This is a genomic window from Bacillus sp. G402, assembly GCF_051172515.1.
GTDB lineage: Bacteria > Bacillota > Bacilli > Bacillales > Bacillaceae > Bacillus > Bacillus altitudinis.
In genome coordinates this window covers 47484-61248 of sequence record NZ_JBPIZC010000006.1, presented here as the reverse complement: position 1 = coordinate 61248, position 13765 = coordinate 47484, and the positions used below count along the sequence as shown (strand labels likewise).

12 protein-coding genes, 1 rRNA gene and 1 other annotated feature are annotated in these 13765 nt (G+C 41.9%); all 13 genes read left to right on the top strand.

All coding sequences use genetic code 11. The features are described from left to right. The first annotated feature begins 7 nt into the window (after positions 1-7). The 13 genes from rrf to cysS all read left to right on the top strand — a co-directional run bounded on the left by rrf (position 8) and on the right by cysS (position 13765). Positions 8-123: ribosomal RNA gene (gene rrf, locus ACSBQP_RS18755) — 5S ribosomal RNA — on the top strand. Positions 124-300: 177 nt separating this feature from the next. Next, positions 301-765 carry a CtsR family transcriptional regulator gene (locus ACSBQP_RS18750; protein ID WP_035391577.1) on the top strand — a complete coding sequence of 155 codons (465 nt, stop codon included), beginning with the start codon at positions 301-303 and terminating at the stop codon, positions 763-765. Between the two features lie 14 nt (positions 766-779). Beyond that, positions 780-1337, top strand: coding sequence for a UvrB/UvrC motif-containing protein (locus ACSBQP_RS18745; RefSeq protein WP_007496258.1), 558 nt, complete (start codon positions 780-782; stop codon positions 1335-1337). Positions 1338-1341: 4 nt separating this feature from the next. Further along, positions 1342-2433: a protein arginine kinase gene (locus tag ACSBQP_RS18740; RefSeq protein WP_008345444.1), complete on the top strand. Its 1092-nt coding sequence runs from the start codon at positions 1342-1344 to the stop codon at positions 2431-2433. Next, positions 2430-4865: an ATP-dependent protease ATP-binding subunit ClpC gene (gene clpC, locus ACSBQP_RS18735; RefSeq protein ID WP_007496263.1), complete on the top strand. Its 2436-nt coding sequence runs from the start codon at positions 2430-2432 to the stop codon at positions 4863-4865. Before ACSBQP_RS18740 ends, clpC begins: the two co-directional genes overlap by 4 nt. 93 nt (positions 4866-4958) lie before the next feature. Then, positions 4959-6338 carry a DNA repair protein RadA gene (gene radA, locus ACSBQP_RS18730; RefSeq protein ID WP_017359160.1) on the top strand — a complete coding sequence of 460 codons (1380 nt, stop codon included), beginning with the start codon at positions 4959-4961 and terminating at the stop codon, positions 6336-6338. A 2-nt stretch (positions 6339-6340) separates the two neighbouring features. After that, positions 6341-7420: a DNA integrity scanning diadenylate cyclase DisA gene (disA, locus tag ACSBQP_RS18725; protein ID WP_007496267.1), complete on the top strand. Its 1080-nt coding sequence runs from the start codon at positions 6341-6343 to the stop codon at positions 7418-7420. Between the two features lie 153 nt (positions 7421-7573). Continuing rightward, positions 7574-8674, top strand: a complete 1101-nt coding sequence (locus ACSBQP_RS18720) for a PIN/TRAM domain-containing protein (RefSeq protein ID WP_003217214.1) — start codon at positions 7574-7576, stop codon at positions 8672-8674. Positions 8675-8687: 13 nt separating this feature from the next. Continuing rightward, positions 8688-9377: a 2-C-methyl-D-erythritol 4-phosphate cytidylyltransferase gene (ispD, locus tag ACSBQP_RS18715; RefSeq protein ID WP_008345432.1), complete on the top strand. Its 690-nt coding sequence runs from the start codon at positions 8688-8690 to the stop codon at positions 9375-9377. Positions 9378-9380: 3 nt separating this feature from the next. Then, a complete protein-coding gene (gene ispF, locus ACSBQP_RS18710; protein WP_007496273.1) occupies positions 9381-9857 on the top strand; it encodes a 2-C-methyl-D-erythritol 2,4-cyclodiphosphate synthase in 477 nt (158 codons plus the stop codon). Positions 9858-9951: 94 nt separating this feature from the next. Continuing rightward, positions 9952-11403 (top strand): glutamate--tRNA ligase, encoded by a 1452-nt coding sequence (gene gltX, locus ACSBQP_RS18705; protein WP_035391581.1) that lies wholly within the window; start codon positions 9952-9954, stop codon positions 11401-11403. Beyond that, positions 11404-11633 (top strand) — a binding site (T-box leader). A gap of 81 nt (positions 11634-11714) precedes the next feature. Next, positions 11715-12368, top strand: a complete 654-nt coding sequence (gene cysE, locus ACSBQP_RS18700) for a serine O-acetyltransferase (RefSeq protein ID WP_017366453.1) — start codon at positions 11715-11717, stop codon at positions 12366-12368. Beyond that, positions 12365-13765 (top strand): cysteine--tRNA ligase, encoded by a 1401-nt coding sequence (gene cysS / locus ACSBQP_RS18695; protein ID WP_212357611.1) that lies wholly within the window; start codon positions 12365-12367, stop codon positions 13763-13765. The genes cysE and cysS overlap by 4 nt, the downstream gene beginning before the upstream one ends.

Here is a 13765-nt window from a genome sequence, read left to right as displayed (position 1 = left end):
CATCAGGTTTGGTGGCGATAGCGAAGAGGTCACACCCGTTCCCATACCGAACACGGAAGTTAAGCTCTTCAGCGCCGATGGTAGTTGGGGGTTTCCCCCTGTGAGAGTAGGACGCCGCCAAGCTTTTCAAAGGATCAGTTCCAATCGGAACTGGTCTTTTTTGTGTTTTTGGGATGTTTGGCACCAGATAAATGTGGAAATAATATTGTTAGTTGAGCGATTATCTTGAAAAATCGATCGAAAAAATTTATAGTAAGATTAAAGTCAAATATAGTCAAAGTCAATGGAGGAGGAGGCGGAGTGGCACAAAATATTTCTGATATCATCGAGCAGTATTTGAAGGAAGTCTTGGATCAGAATGGTCGAGAAATATTAGAAATTAAACGCAATGAAATTGCAGATAAGTTTCAATGCGTACCTTCACAAATTAACTATGTTATCAATACACGCTTTACGAGCGAAAGAGGTTATATCGTCGAAAGTAAGCGTGGCGGTGGTGGCTATATCCGTATCATTAAAGTCAAAATAAATGATGAAGTCGATTTATTGAACAACATTATTTCCCAAATATATCATCGTTTATCACAGGCTGCATCTGATCATATCATCATGCGTCTTGTTGAGAACAACATTTTATCCGAAAGAGAAGCAAAGATGATGATTAGTGTCATGGACCGTTCTGTTTTACACATTGATTTACCTGAACGAGATGAACTGCGGGCTCGGATGATGAAAGCGATGTTAAATGCTTTGAAATTAAAGTAAAGCGGGTGAAAAGATTGATTTGTCAAGAATGCAATGAGAGACCAGCCACTTTTCACTTTACGAAAGTAATAAATGGAGAAAAACAAGAAATGCACATATGTGAACAATGTGCAAAAGAAAACAGTGATTCATATGCTATGAGTGGAAACCAAGGTTTCTCGATTCACAACTTATTATCAGGCTTATTGAATATTGATCCTAGCTTTACCACAAGTGCGAATAAAGGATCATCTATTTTTCAAGAGGCAAGAGAAGTGGATCAATGTCCTAAGTGTGGCTTAACTTTTCAGCAATTCAGGAAAACAGGCCGTTTTGGCTGTGCAGAATGTTATCGAACCTTTGATCAGTATTTAAATCCTGTTTTAAGGAAAGTCCATAGTGGAAATACAGTCCATAATGGAAAAGTCCCTAAACGGATTGCCGGCAGTCTGCATGTTCGCCGGAAACTTGAGTTAATGCAGCAAGAACTGAAGCAGCTGATTGAACAGGAAGAGTTTGAAAAAGCAGCGGAAGTTCGAGATCAAATTCGTGCGTTAGAGCATGAGCAATCTCAGCAGAGGGAGGGAGATTAACGACATGTCGCTCCAGCATTTTATTCAAGACGCATTAAGTCAATGGATGAAACAGAAAGGACCAGAAAGTGACATTGTTCTAAGCAGTCGTATTCGGCTGGCACGCAATCTAGAGCATGTTCGTTTCCCAACTCAGTTTTCTCAAGAGGAGGCTGAAGCTGTTCTTCAGCAATTCGAGCAAAAGTTTGCGAGCCAGGAAGTGAAGGACATTGGAAACTTTGTTCTGATTCGAATGAATGACACGCAGCCTTTGGCTAAAAGGGTACTTGTTGAAAAGCATTTGATTAGCCCCAATTTAGCAGAATCAAGATTTGGCGGCTGTTTGCTTTCAGAAAATGAAGAAATCAGTGTCATGCTGAATGAGGAAGACCATATTCGTATTCAATGCTTGTTCCCAGGATTTCAGCTGGCTAATGCACTAAAAGCAGCTAACCAAATAGATGACTGGATTGAAGAGCAAGTGGATTATGCGTTTTCTGAAAAGCGAGGATACTTAACGAGCTGTCCGACCAATGTAGGTACAGGTATTAGGGCTTCAGTCATGATGCACTTACCAGCATTAGCCCTGACAAGACAAATGAATCGCATTATTCCTGCAATTAATCAATTAGGTCTTGTGGTCAGAGGAATTTATGGTGAGGGTAGCGAAGCAATAGGAAACATCTTTCAAATTTCAAATCAAATGACACTGGGTCAATCAGAAGAAGATATTGTAGATGACTTGAATAGTGTGACGGCGCAGCTCATTGAACAAGAGCGATCTGCACGTAAGGCATTATATCAGACGTCTAAAATTGAACTTGAAGACAGAGTGTACCGTTCCTTGGGGATTTTGGCTAATTGTCGCATGATTGAATCTAAGGAAACGGCTAAGTGTTTGTCAGATGTGCGACTTGGAATTGATTTAGGTATCATTAAGGGGCTTTCAAGTAATATACTGAATGAACTCATGATTTTGACACAGCCTGGCTTCCTTCAGCAATATTCAGGAGGAGCCTTGGAACCAAATGAAAGAGATATAAAACGAGCAGCAATTATTAGAGAAAGGCTGCGCTTAGAAATGCATAGGAATGGACAGGAGGATGAAACGATATGATGTTTGGAAGATTCACTGAAAGAGCTCAAAAGGTATTAGCACTTGCACAAGAAGAAGCCATTCGCCTAGGCCATAAGAACATCGGAACAGAGCATATTTTACTTGGTCTTGTACGTGAAGGTGAGGGCATTGCCGCAAAAGCCTTAGAAGCACTGGGCCTTGTTTCAGATAAAATCCAAAAAGAAGTCGAGAGCTTGATTGGAAGAGGGCAAGAGGTGTCTCAAGCTATTCCTCATTACACACCTAGAGCGAAGAAGGTTACGGAGCTTTCTATGGATGAAGCGAGAAAGCTTGGTCATTCCTATGTAGGGACAGAACATATTCTTTTAGGTCTTATTCGTGAGGGAGAGGGTGTAGCTGCCCGTGTCTTAAATAACCTCGGAGTAAGCTTAAATAAAGCACGCCAGCAAGTATTGCAGCTTCTAGGCAGCAATGAAACGGGTGCATCTGCGGCAGGATCTAATAGCAATGCCAATACACCAACTTTAGATAGCTTGGCAAGAGACTTAACGGCTATTGCGAAAGAGGACAGCTTGGACCCTGTGATTGGCCGTAGCAAAGAAATTCAGCGTGTCATTGAGGTCCTAAGTAGAAGAACAAAGAATAACCCTGTCTTGATTGGAGAGCCTGGTGTTGGTAAAACAGCGATCGCAGAAGGCCTCGCACAGCAAATTATTCACAACGAAGTGCCTGAAATTTTGCGTGATAAACGAGTCATGACACTTGATATGGGAACCGTTGTAGCGGGAACGAAATATCGTGGTGAATTCGAGGATCGTTTGAAAAAAGTCATGGACGAAATCCGTCAGGCTGGAAATATCATTCTCTTCATTGATGAGCTTCATACACTGATTGGTGCAGGAGGAGCAGAGGGTGCGATTGATGCCTCTAATATTCTAAAACCATCTTTAGCACGTGGTGAGCTTCAATGTATCGGGGCAACAACGTTAGATGAGTACCGTAAATATATTGAAAAAGATGCTGCACTTGAACGTCGATTCCAGCCAATTCAAGTGGACCAGCCATCTGTTGATGAAAGTATTCAAATTTTAAGAGGGCTTAGAGACCGTTATGAAGCACATCACCGTGTGTCTATTACAGATGAAGCCATTGAGGCGGCGGTAAAGCTTTCTGATCGTTATATCTCTGATCGTTTCCTTCCAGATAAGGCGATTGACTTAATTGATGAGGCGGGTTCAAAAGTTCGTTTACGTTCTTTCACAACACCGCCTAATCTAAAGGAACTTGAGCAAAAGCTGGATGAAGTACGCAAGGAAAAGGATGCAGCTGTTCAAAGTCAAGAATTTGAAAAAGCCGCTTCTCTTCGTGATACGGAGCAACGTTTGCGTGAAAAGGTAGAAGTGACGAAGAAATCTTGGAAAGAAAAGCAGGGACAAGAGAATTCAGAGGTTTCTGTGGATGATATCGCAATGGTTGTTTCTAGCTGGACGGGAGTACCTGTTTCGAAAATTGCTCAAACAGAAACAGATAAGCTTCTAAACATGGAACAATTGCTCCACTCTCGCGTCATTGGACAGGATGAAGCAGTTGTTGCTGTTGCAAAAGCTGTAAGACGTGCCCGTGCTGGACTAAAAGATCCGAAACGTCCGATTGGCTCCTTTATTTTCTTAGGGCCAACAGGTGTTGGTAAGACTGAGCTTGCAAGAGCACTCGCTGAGTCTATCTTCGGTGATGAAGAAGCGATGATTCGTATTGATATGTCTGAGTACATGGAAAAACACTCGACTTCAAGACTTGTTGGATCACCTCCAGGCTATGTGGGCTATGATGAGGGCGGTCAGCTGACTGAAAAGGTGAGAAGAAAGCCGTATTCTGTCGTGCTTCTAGATGAGATTGAAAAGGCACACCCTGATGTGTTTAACATCTTACTTCAAGTATTAGAAGATGGTCGTCTCACTGATTCTAAAGGTCGTACTGTTGACTTTAGAAATACGATTTTGATTATGACTTCAAACGTTGGAGCTAGTGAGCTGAAGCGCAATAAATATGTTGGCTTTAACGTGCAGGATGAAAGTCAAAATTACAAAGATATGAAAGGCAAAGTAATGGGTGAGTTGAAACGTGCGTTTAGACCGGAGTTCATCAACCGTATTGATGAAATCATTGTCTTCCACTCACTCGAAAAGAAACATCTAAAAGAGATTGTGTCTCTCATGTCTGATCAATTAACAAAACGACTAAAAGAGCAGGACCTTTCAATTGAATTGACGGAAGCAGCAAAAGCCAAGATTGCCGACGAAGGCGTAGATCTTGAGTATGGTGCTCGTCCGTTAAGAAGAGCGATTCAAAAGCACGTCGAGGATCGACTTTCTGAGGAATTGCTGAAAGGCAATATTGAAAAGGGCCAACATATCGTATTAGATGTAGAAGATGGAGAAATTGTCGTAAAAGCAACGGCTGCTACGAACTAATATAGTAAGAAAAAAGTGTGAGGCATACCAGTAAGTTGGATGCCTCCCTTTACTTATTTTCTGACCAGTATAAGGAGTTGTATTCTTCAATCTATGGCTAAGTCAAAATCAAAATTTATATGCCAATCGTGCGGTTATGAGTCAGCCAAATGGATGGGGAAATGTCCTGGCTGCGGCACTTGGAACAGTATGACAGAAGAGGTCGTTCGTAAAGAGCCGGCAAATCGTCGAAGTGCGTTTAATCATTCTGTTCAAACCATTCAAAAACCTTCACCTATATCTGCAATTGAAACATCCGAAGAACCCCGAATTAAAACGAATTTAGAAGAATTTAACCGAGTATTAGGAAGTGGAATTGTCAAAGGTTCACTCGTTCTTATTGGCGGTGATCCTGGGATTGGGAAGTCCACACTATTATTACAAGTTTCAGCACAGCTATCAGATCAAAATCAGAATGTGTTATACATATCTGGTGAGGAATCAATCAAACAAACGAAGCTTAGGGCGGACCGTCTCGGTATTGAAAGTGCCTCTTTACATGTTTTGGCTGAAACCGATATGGAGTATATAACGTCTGCTATACAAGAGATGAAACCCGCTTTTGTTGTGGTCGATTCAATTCAAACCGTTTATCAAAGCGATATCACGTCAGCTCCTGGATCTGTTTCTCAGGTGAGGGAATGCACTGCGCAGCTGATGAAAATTGCCAAGACGAATGGTATTCCTATTTTTATTGTTGGTCATGTGACGAAGGAAGGCTCGATTGCTGGGCCGCGCCTTTTAGAGCATATGGTGGATACAGTTCTTTATTTTGAAGGGGAGCGCCATCATACGTTTCGTATTTTACGGGCAGTGAAAAACCGTTTTGGTTCAACGAATGAATTAGGGATTTTTGAAATGAGGGAGGAAGGGCTCACAGAGGTATTAAACCCATCAGAAATCTTCTTAGAAGAGCGGTCAGCAGGTGTATCTGGATCGTGTGTTGTTGCCTCAATGGAAGGAACAAGACCTGTTCTAGTGGAGATACAAGCACTTATTTCACCGACGAGCTTTGGGAATCCACGGAGAATGGCTACTGGCCTTGATCATAACCGAGTGTCATTGCTTATGGCCGTTTTAGAAAAACGGGTAGGGCTGCTGCTGCAAAACCAAGATGCCTATTTAAAGGTCGCAGGTGGTGTGAAACTTGACGAACCAGCGATTGATTTGGCTATTGCCGTCAGCATTGCATCAAGCTTTAAAGATGCAGCGCCGCATCAAGCAGATTGCTTTATAGGAGAAGTGGGTCTGACGGGAGAAGTCAGAAGAGTATCAAGAATTGAACAGCGTGTGCAGGAAGCTGCTAAACTAGGATTTAAACGAATGTTTATTCCTCAGGCGAATATAGATGGATGGAAAAAACCGAGAGGGATTGAATTAGTCGGTGTAGAAAATGTAGCAGAGGCACTTCGTATTTCACTAGGGGGATCATAGAAATGGAAAAAGAGAAAAAAGGAGCGAGAGAAGTCGATCTCTTAGATATTGTCCAGTTTGTGGCACCGGGGACACCCCTGCGGGCAGGGATTGAAAACGTCCTAAGAGCCAATACTGGAGGGCTCATTGTTGTTGGTTATAACGATAAAGTGAAAAGTGTGGTAGATGGAGGATTTCATATTAATTCTGCTTTCTCCCCAGCACATTTATATGAATTGGCGAAGATGGATGGGGCGATTATTTTAAGTGACTCTGGTCAAAAAATCTTGTATGCGAATACACAGCTCATGCCGGATGCAACCATTCATTCATCAGAAACAGGCATGAGACACCGAACGGCTGAACGTGTAGCAAAGCAGACAGGCTGCTTAATCATTGCCATTTCTGAACGTCGGAATGTCATTACCTTATACCAAGGGAATCGACGATATACGCTGAAAGATATTGGTTTTATTTTGACGAAGGCTAACCAAGCGATACAAACACTTGAGAAATATAAAACCATTTTAGATCACGCCATTTCTGCGTTAAGCGCCTTAGAATTTGAAGAGCTTGTGACCTTTGGTGATGTATTATCCGTGCTGCATCGTTATGAAATGGTACTTAGAATCAAAAATGAAATCAATATGTATATCAAAGAGCTTGGGACAGAAGGACACTTGATCCGTCTGCAAGTCAATGAGCTGATTACAGATATGGAGCAGGAAGCGGCTTTATTTATTAAAGATTACGTGAAAGAAAAGATCAAAGATCCATATGTGCTGCTGAAACAGCTCCAAGATATGTCGAGCTTTGAACTTTTAGATGACTCTATTTTGTACAAGTTACTCGGCTATCCAGCATCTACAAATATTGACGAATATGTGTACACTAGAGGATACAGATTACTTCATAAAATCCCTAGACTGCCTATGCCAATCGTTGAAAACGTGGTCGAAGCATTTGGTGTGCTAGATCGAATTATGGAAGCAGATGTACAAGATTTGGATGAAGTAGAAGGAATTGGAGAAGTAAGAGCGAAAAAGATAAAAAAAGGATTAAAAAGACTGCAAGAAAAACATTATATCGACCGTCAGCTATAAAAAGAGAAATTTTTCTTAAATACGGTTAAAAATGGATGAATATGGGTATATTAATGATGGTTTTGTTTTCTGTTCATGATGATAGGAAACTTAAGCATATATCAATGTCAGATGAAGGTGGATTGACAGATGAAAAATAAAGGAGGTGAAGGTATGTTAAAAAGAATCGTTCAGGCGTTTTTTATCATTTTCGGTGCAGTTGTAGGGATTTTTATCATTCCAGAGTTATTTCTGCTGTTAAATGTGAAGGACATACCTTTCATAACAAATGCTTACTCTTCAGCACTAATAGGAGCCGCTGTGTTCTTTATCATTGGTAAATGGTGCACAGGCTATGTGGTTAATTGGGTGAAATGGATCGAGGATTCTCTATTGAAGGCGCCTCTTCCTGATCTTATATCTGGAAGTTTCGGTTTAGTATTTGGACTTATTCTAGCATATCTTATTGTAAACGTGATCCCGCTAAACAATATCCCATATCATATTTTTGGTACCATTATTCCGATTTTCCTGGCTTTCTTTTTAGGATACCTTGGATTTCAGGTAGGGTTTAAGAAGAAGGATGAAATGATGGGGCTGTTCTCCCGATCTGCAAAGGTCACAAAGAAAAAAGGAGCAGCTGATGATGAACCTGAAATAGAAGATAAAAAGCTGAAAATTTTAGACACAAGTGTTATCATTGATGGAAGAATCGCAGATATTTGTCAAACTGGATTCCTAGAAGGTGTGATGGTCATTCCTCAATTTGTACTCGAGGAATTACAACATATTGCAGACTCTTCTGATGTATTAAAGAGAAATAGAGGCCGAAGAGGTCTTGATATTTTAAATCGTATTCAAAAAGAACTGGATATTAAAGTTGAAATTTACGAAGGTGACTTTGAGGATATTCAAGAGGTTGACAGCAAGCTTGTGAAACTCGCTAAGTTAACTTCAGGTGTTGTTGTGACAAATGATTTTAATTTAAATAAAGTATGCGAACTTCAAAAAGTAGCAGTGTTAAACATCAATGATCTAGCCAATGCAGTCAAACCGGTTGTACTGCCTGGGGAAGAAATGAAGGTACAGGTCATCAAAGATGGGAAAGAGCATAACCAAGGTGTTGCTTACTTAGATGACGGTACGATGATTGTGGTCGAAGAAGGACGCAATTATATTGGAAAAGACATTGATGTGCTCGTCACGAGTGTGCTGCAAACTGCTGCTGGAAGAATGATTTTTGCGAAGCCAAAACTTCTGGAGAAGGCGCTCTAAAGGGAGAACGAACATGTATTATGAAGTAGTTATTCCGGCTGCGGGGCAGGGGAAGCGAATGAAGGCCGGCCGCAATAAACTTTTTATTGAATTGAAAAGAATGCCGGTCATCATCCACACACTGAAGGTGTTTGACGCTCATTCACAATGCAGACGCATGATCTTAGCGATCAATGAAGAAGAGCGTCGTGACTTTGAAAGGCTACTGAAGGTACACGCTTTTCAAACGCCTGTTTCACTTGTCACTGGCGGTGAAGAACGGCAGCAAAGTGTATACGAAGGATTGAAGGCTGTGCAAGATGCGGACATCGTGCTTGTTCATGATGGCGCAAGGCCTTTTATTAAGCATACACAGATTGACTTGCTCGTTAAAGCAGCGATTGAAAAAGGCTCCGCAGTCGTAGCGGTACCAGTGAAAGACACAATCAAACGCGTTCAAGAAGGCAAAGTGGAACAAACCATTGAACGTCAGAGCTTGTGGGCAGTCCAGACCCCACAAGCTTTTCGTCATTCTATTTTAAAAGAAGCGCATGAACATGCGGAGCGGACAGGTTTTCTTGGAACAGATGACGCCAGTCTTGTGGAACAATTACACGGTGAGAGTGTGTATATTGTCCAAGGAGACTATACCAATATTAAACTGACAACACCGGATGATTTATTGGTTGCCAAGGCAATTATGGATGCGGAAAGAGGGTACTAGAACATGTTTAGAATAGGACAAGGTTTTGATGTACATCAATTAACAGAGGGAAGACCTCTTATTATTGGCGGTGTGACGATCCCTTATGAAAAGGGTCTACTTGGGCATTCAGATGCGGATGTACTGCTTCATACTGTGGCGGATGCCTGCCTAGGTGCGATTGCAGAAGGAGATATCGGCAGACATTTCCCAGACACGGATCCTGAGTTTAAAGATGCAGACTCTTTTAAATTACTTCAGCACGTGTGGGCACTTGTAAAAGAAAAAGGCTATACACTGGTGAATATCGATTGCACGATCATGGCGCAAAAACCAAAGATGGCACCATACATTCAGCCAATGTGTGAGAAAATCGCAGAAGCCCTTGAGGCAGATGTCACACAGGTGAATGTCAAAGCAACAACGACAGAGAAACTTGGATTTACAGGAAGAGGCGAAGGAATTGCCTCTCAAGCAACCGTACTTCTTCAGAAAAAGTAAAATCCATTTTGATGAGAATGGGTTTTGATGATAAAATACGTTTATAAAAAATTGGTGTCAGACAACATGATGCAGATGAAAGGAAGTTAAACTCATGGGAAATGAAGTGCGTGTTCGTTATGCACCGAGTCCAACTGGTCATTTACATATTGGGAATGCTAGAACGGCTCTTTTCAACTATTTGTTCGCACGCAGCCAAGGCGGCAAATTTATTATTCGAATCGAGGATACGGATCAAAAGCGTAATGTAGAAGGCGGAGAAGAAAGCCAGCTTCGCCACCTGCAGTGGCTCGGAATTGATTGGGATGAGAGCATTGATAAAGATGGGGGCTACGGTCCTTACAGACAATCAGAGCGTAATGATATTTACAAAAAATATTATGACGAGCTGCTAGAGAAAGATTTGGCGTATAAGTGCTATTGTACGGCTGAAGAACTAGAAGAAGAGCGTGAAGCACAAATTGCCCGCAGTGAAATGCCTCGATACTCTGGTAAATGCAGTCATTTATCAAAAGAAGAAGAGGACAAGCTGATTGCTGAAGGAAGAGAGCCAAGCATCCGCTTCCGAGTGCCTAAAGGAGAAATCATCAAATTTGACGATATGGTCAAAGGCGAGATTTCATTTGAAACAGACGGCATCGGTGACTTTGTTATTGTGAAGAAAGATGGTACACCAACGTATAACTTCGCTGTAGCGGTGGATGATCATTTGATGAAAATGACTCACATTCTTCGTGGTGAGGATCACATCTCGAATACACCTAAACAAATTATGGTCTTCAATGCATTTGGCTGGGATGTTCCGCTGTTCGGACATATGACGCTGATTGTAAACGAGAACCGCAAGAAATTAAGCAAGCGTGATGAATCAATTATCCAGTTCATCGAACAGTATAAGAACTTGGGCTATTTACCAGAAGCTTTGTTTAACTTCATTGCACTACTTGGATGGTCTCCAGTTGGCGAAGAGGAACTATTTACAAAAGAGCAGTTCATCGATATTTTCGATGTCAATCGACTTTCTAAGTCACCAGCTCTATTTGATATGCATAAACTAAAATGGGTGAATAACCAATACGTAAAAGCACTTGATCTTGATCAAGTTGTGGCACTTACACTTCCACATCTTCAAAAGGCAGGCAAGGTAAGCGAGCAGCTGTCAGAAGAAGAAAACACGTGGGTGCGCAAACTCATTTCTCTATACCACGAGCAATTGAGCTACGGAGCAGAAATTGTTGAGTTAACAGAGTTGTTCTTTAAGGAACAAATTGAGTATAATCAAGAGGCAAAGGAAGTTCTTGCAGAAGAGCAAGTACCAGAAGTGATGGCTTCGTTTGCAGGTCAGCTTGAACGTCTTGAGTCTTTCACACCTGATGAAATCAAAGCTGCCATTAAAGCGGTACAAAAAGAAACAGGGCATAAAGGTAAGAAACTATTCATGCCAATTCGTGTGGCTGTCACTGGACAAACGCATGGCCCAGAGCTTCCGCAAAGTATTGAACTACTAGGTAAAGAGACGGTATTAAACCGCATTAAACAAATATAAGGAAAATCGTTGCGAGGGAGAAGTACAATGTTTTCGCCTATCACAGAAAGAGTCTTCACCGGCTGAAAGAGACTTATGGGCAGACGTTGGAAATGCACCCTCAAGACCCTTGAGGAACACGTATGTTAGTATGCAAGGGCGGTACCCTCCGTTATGGGATGAAGTTGAGAAGGCTGCGAAATGAGGGCTTTCTAAACAGAGTGGAACCGCGTTTTCAAAACGTCTCTGTCATATGGCAGAGGCGTTTTTTATTTGTCCAAAAAAGAGAGCAAGTCCTAAGAGAGATTGATGGGGAAGAACGGGGGGAGCATGTGTTTTTCAAAATGCTGAAAGAAGATATTGATACTGTGTTTGATCAAGATCCTGCTGCTAGAAGCTATCTTGAAGTAGTGCTAACCTATTCAGGGCTTCATGCAATTTGGGCTCATCGTGTTGCGCATGCATTTTACAAGCGTAAGCTGTATTTTCTTGCGCGGATCATTTCTCAGGTCAGCCGGTTTTTCACAGGGGTTGAGATTCACCCAGCAGCAACCATCGGCCGGCGGTTCTTTATTGATCACGGCATGGGCGTCGTTATTGGGGAAACATGTGAAATTGGCGATAACGTCACTGTTTTCCAAGGCGTGACATTAGGGGGAACAGGGAAAGAAAAGGGAAAGCGGCATCCAACCATTTTGGACGATGCCTTGATTGCGACTGGTGCTAAGGTGCTCGGTTCCATTACCGTTGGAAAAGGGTCCAAGATTGGTGCGGGGTCTGTTGTGTTAAAAGACGTACCAGACCATTCCACTGTTGTAGGTATACCTGGGCGAGTGGTCGTTCAAAATGGAAAGAAAATCAATCGTGATCTCAATCATCAAGATTTGCCAGATCCCGTTTCTGATCGTTTCAAAGAATTGGAGCGAGAAATGGAAAAGCTAAAACGTGAGCTGGCTTCATTGAGCAGAAAGGAAGAACAATCATGACAATCAATATTTATAATACATTGACACGTAAGAAGGAAGAGTTTGTCCCACTTGAACCAGGAAAGGTCAAAATGTATGTATGCGGACCAACCGTGTATAACTACATTCATATCGGGAATGCAAGACCGGCCATTGTATATGACACGGTACGTAAGTATTTAGAATATAGCGGCTATGATGTGAATTTCGTATCCAACTTTACTGATGTGGATGATAAACTCATCAAAGCAGCAAATGAATTAGGCGAAGATGTCCCAACGATTGCTGATCGATTTATCCAAGCATACTTTGAGGACGTCAGTGCATTAGGCTGCAAAAAAGCAGACCTTCACCCGCGAGTGACAGAAAATATGGATGATATCATTGCGTTTATCGCCACATTGATTGAAAAAGGCTACGCCTATGAGGCAGATGGTGACGTGTATTACAGCACACGCTCATTTGAAGGCTACGGAAAACTGTCTCACCAATCGATTGATGAATTAAAGACAGGTGCCCGTATTCGTGTAGGTGAAAAGAAAAGGGATGCACTCGACTTTGCATTATGGAAGGCCGCAAAGGATCAGGAGATTTCTTGGGATAGCCCGTGGGGCGAAGGGCGTCCAGGCTGGCACATCGAGTGTTCTGCGATGGTCAAAAAGTATTTAGGCGATACGATTGACATTCATGCTGGCGGACAGGATTTAACGTTCCCTCATCACGAGAATGAGATCGCTCAATCTGAGGCTTTGACAGGCAAACCTTTTGCAAAGTATTGGATGCATAACGGATATATTAATATTGAGAATGAAAAAATGTCAAAATCACTAGGCAACTTTGTGCTCGTGCATGACATTGTGAAAGAACAAGATCCTGACGTACTTCGATTCTTTATGTTGTCGGTTCACTACCGTCATCCAATTAACTACTCAATGGACTTACTAGAGAGTACAAAGAGTGCGTTTAACCGACTCAAAACGTCGTATGCTAATTTACATCATCGCCTTGAAAGCAGCACGAATATCACAGAAGATAATGCTGAATGGCTGACGAAGGTTGAAGAGCAGCGAGCGACGTTTATTTCTGAAATGAATGATGACTTCAATACGGCAAATGCGATCTCTGTTTTATTCGAACTTGCGAAACAGGCGAATTATTATATGGAAAATGATCATACTTCGGAGGAAGTGATCAAGGCATTTATCGGATTGTTCCAAGAAATCACATCCGTCCTCGGCTTCTCACTAGAAGAAAAGCACACGCTTGACGAAGAGGTAGAAGCATTAATTGAGAAGCGGAATGAAGCTAGAAGGAATCGTGACTTCGCATTGTCTGATCAAATTCGTGACCAGTTAAAGAGCATGAATATTGTATTGGAGGACACTCCTCAAGGTACGCGCTGGAAAAGAGGAGAATAG

Bases quoted from the DNA above. Each gene is read 5' to 3' on its own strand.
- ACSBQP_RS18740 (WP_008345444.1), top strand. From the start codon at position 1,342: ATGTCGCTCCAGCATTTTATTCAAGACGCATTAAGTCAATGGATGAAA.
- clpC (WP_007496263.1), top strand. From the start codon at position 2,430: ATGATGTTTGGAAGATTCACTGAAAGAGCTCAAAAGGTATTAGCACTT.
- radA (WP_017359160.1), top strand. From the start codon at position 4,959: ATGGCTAAGTCAAAATCAAAATTTATATGCCAATCGTGCGGTTATGAG.
- disA (WP_007496267.1), top strand. From the start codon at position 6,341: ATGGAAAAAGAGAAAAAAGGAGCGAGAGAAGTCGATCTCTTAGATATT.
- ACSBQP_RS18720 (WP_003217214.1), top strand. From the start codon at position 7,574: ATGTTAAAAAGAATCGTTCAGGCGTTTTTTATCATTTTCGGTGCAGTT.
- ispD (WP_008345432.1), top strand. From the start codon at position 8,688: ATGTATTATGAAGTAGTTATTCCGGCTGCGGGGCAGGGGAAGCGAATG.
- ispF (WP_007496273.1), top strand. From the start codon at position 9,381: ATGTTTAGAATAGGACAAGGTTTTGATGTACATCAATTAACAGAGGGA.
- gltX (WP_035391581.1), top strand. From the start codon at position 9,952: ATGGGAAATGAAGTGCGTGTTCGTTATGCACCGAGTCCAACTGGTCAT.
- cysS (WP_212357611.1), top strand. From the start codon at position 12,365: ATGACAATCAATATTTATAATACATTGACACGTAAGAAGGAAGAGTTT.